Origin of the sequence: Leptospira borgpetersenii serovar Javanica, from assembly GCF_003046425.1 — a bacterium.
Lineage (GTDB): Bacteria > Spirochaetota > Leptospiria > Leptospirales > Leptospiraceae > Leptospira > Leptospira borgpetersenii.
Genome location: NZ_QAJG01000009.1, coordinates 145,001 through 147,500 on the forward strand (window position 1 = coordinate 145,001; position 2,500 = coordinate 147,500).

General features: G+C 41.6%; 2 protein-coding genes (1 of these 2 only partly in view). Both read right to left on the reverse strand.

Annotated features, from left to right (window positions below; all coding sequences use genetic code 11):
- Nucleotides 1–131: 131 nt before the first annotated feature.
- On the reverse strand, nt 132–1,688 hold the full coding sequence (locus CLV95_RS09430) for an NAD(P)/FAD-dependent oxidoreductase (RefSeq protein WP_002732077.1): 1,557 nt from the start codon (nt 1,686–1,688) through the stop codon (nt 132–134).
- A 398-nt stretch (nt 1,689–2,086) separates the two neighbouring features.
- Nucleotides 2,087–2,500, reverse strand: partial view of a patatin-like phospholipase family protein gene (locus tag CLV95_RS09435; RefSeq protein ID WP_002732186.1) — the end only. The gene runs 591 nt beyond the window's last position; the window shows 414 of its 1,005 coding nt (coding positions 592–1,005); its start codon lies beyond the right edge, outside the window — the gene reads right to left on this strand; the stop codon is at nt 2,087–2,089.

A 2,500-nucleotide genomic window follows, 5' to 3' on the forward strand; every position in this document is an offset into this window, starting at 1 on the left:
GATAAAATCGAATGGTTTTGGGACACGCTCTAAGAAAAAATTACTCAAAAAGCCTAGAAGCATCAAAAGACAAAATCTGTAGGAGCTCTTACAAATTTCCTTTGAGGTTTTGAGATAGGTTCCAAAGCAACTCACCCGATTGAAGAAACACAAGCGTTCGCGGATCGAATTCCGTCCATTGCGGCGGATACAATTCCTCCCGCATAACCCGCACCTTCTCCACAAGGATAAAGACCTTGAATTCGAATATGTCGTAGAGTACGCGAATCCCTAGGAATACAAACGGGAGAAGATGTCCTCGTCTCCGGAGCGTGAACGACCGCCTCATTCGTAAGATACCCTTTCCTAATACGATCGAATTCCCGAAAACCCTTTTGCAAGGATTGATAAACGAAATCCGGTAAAATTTCCCGTAACACAACGGACGTAATTCCCGGAGCATAGGAAGTTTTCGGAAGATTCGAAGACACCTTTCCTTCCACAAAGTCTACGAGCTTTTGCGCCGGAGCTTTTTGTGTACGACCTCCCGCAACCCAAGCCTTTTGTTCGATCTCTTTTTGAAACTCCATCGCAGCGAGAGGACCGTATTTGGAGAAAGATTTAAAGTCTTCCATCTTTAATTCGACTACGATTCCGGAATTTGCAGAAGGCCTTGCCCTTTTCGACGAAGACCAACCGTTCGTGACAATCTCTTCCGGTTTTGTGGCACAGGCCGCAATTACTCCTCCCGGGCACATACAAAAAGAATATACACCCCTTCCATCCACTTGCTTTGTGATACTGTAAGGAGAAGGTGGAAGATAAGGATTTCGAACTTCACAACCGTATTGAATGGAATCGATCAAAGACTGTCGATGTTCCACTCGAACGCCGACGGCAATCGGTTTGAGTTTTAGTTCGATTCCTTTCCGGTACAATAACTCGAAGATGTCTCGCGCTGAATGTCCGGTGGCAAGAATTACGTTTTTCGAATGGAATTTATCTCCGTCTTTGGTAAGCACACCTTGAATTTGATTTCCGTTTAACAGGAAGTCGGTCACTCTTTTTTCAAAGTGAACCTCTCCGCCCATCTCCACGATTTTTTCTCGAATGCTTTTGACGATTTTGGGAAGTTTATTGGTTCCGATATGAGGATGCGCTTCCACCAGAATGTCTTTGTTTGCGCCGAAACCTACGAGTAGCTCCAGAATCTGACGAACATTTCCTCTCTTTTTGGATCTTGTATAAAGCTTACCGTCCGAGTAAGTTCCGGCTCCACCTTCTCCAAAACAATAATTCGAATCTTCGTTTACGTTATGATGAACGTTTATTTCTTTCAGATCAAAAGGACGTTTCATTACGTCCTTACCTCTTTCCAAAAGAACCGGTTTGAAACCGGACAAGATCAACTGAAGAGAAGCAAAAAGCCCCGCAGGGCCGGCACCAATTACGATCACCTCTCTCGAACGAGATACATTCGGGAAATCCGGAAGAATGATCGGCTTCTCGACAAAGTCCTCCCGAATAAAAACCAAAACTTTTAAGTTAAAATAAACGATCCTTTGTCTTGCATCTATGGAGCGACTCAATATCTCAATATGACGAATCTCTTGTATGTTGATCTTTAGAGTTTCAGAAATATGCGCCTTGAGCGCCTCTTCCTGTCCCGCGATTTCCGGAACGACGCGAAACTGGAGTTCTCGTACCATAAATATACTTGTTTTTGAGGAAAGGGCGAAAGAACAATCGCAATTTATCAACCCAAAGTTAAGTTAGACTAGAAAAACAAAGTGAAGCTTCAAGTCCTCGTTTTTCTTCAGAAAGAAGTACTTTGATATTTCACTAAAAGTCTGTCCCAAAACCTGAAGAAAAATCAGTTACAATCAGTCCGTAATAGATCATCGGACCCGACGAGCGTTTTTTGAAATTTTAGATCACTTTGTACTTTGACTTAGAACCTTGATTCAATATCGTTAAATCCTATCATTTCAATAGAGTTGTTGAAAAATTCCATGATTCGGATTAACAAAACCGCTTCAAACATCCATTTCAACAAAGCAGAAACGGACAGAGAATTAGTTTTTCAACAACTCTAATATGTATTATTCTATTTGGATTTTAAGAAAAAAGCCGCTTTTGCCCAATCCTTTTTTAGATATTCGAAAATTTTATCCTTGTTCAACTGGGCATCCCGTTTCCCGAGTTCATAAGCCCTCCTCACTCCGTTCGGATCCGTATAATCGAAGGAAGTAATCGGCAAAGGTTCGGAAGGAGTTTGTAAATAACATCTTTCTAAAAGTTTAGGATCTTTTCCGACAATCGTAGTCGGTTCATAATAAACTCCGATCGTCTTTTTATCCGGAGGGAACACCTCCAAAAGAAGATTATTAGTAAGTCCTCCATCGAAATAATATTCCTTTTCGTGACTCTGAACGGAAACGACGGGAGGAACCGAAGAAGAATTGAGAATAATCTGTTCCACCGTTTTTTCATCATCGAAATCCTTTTTCGTAAATAAAAC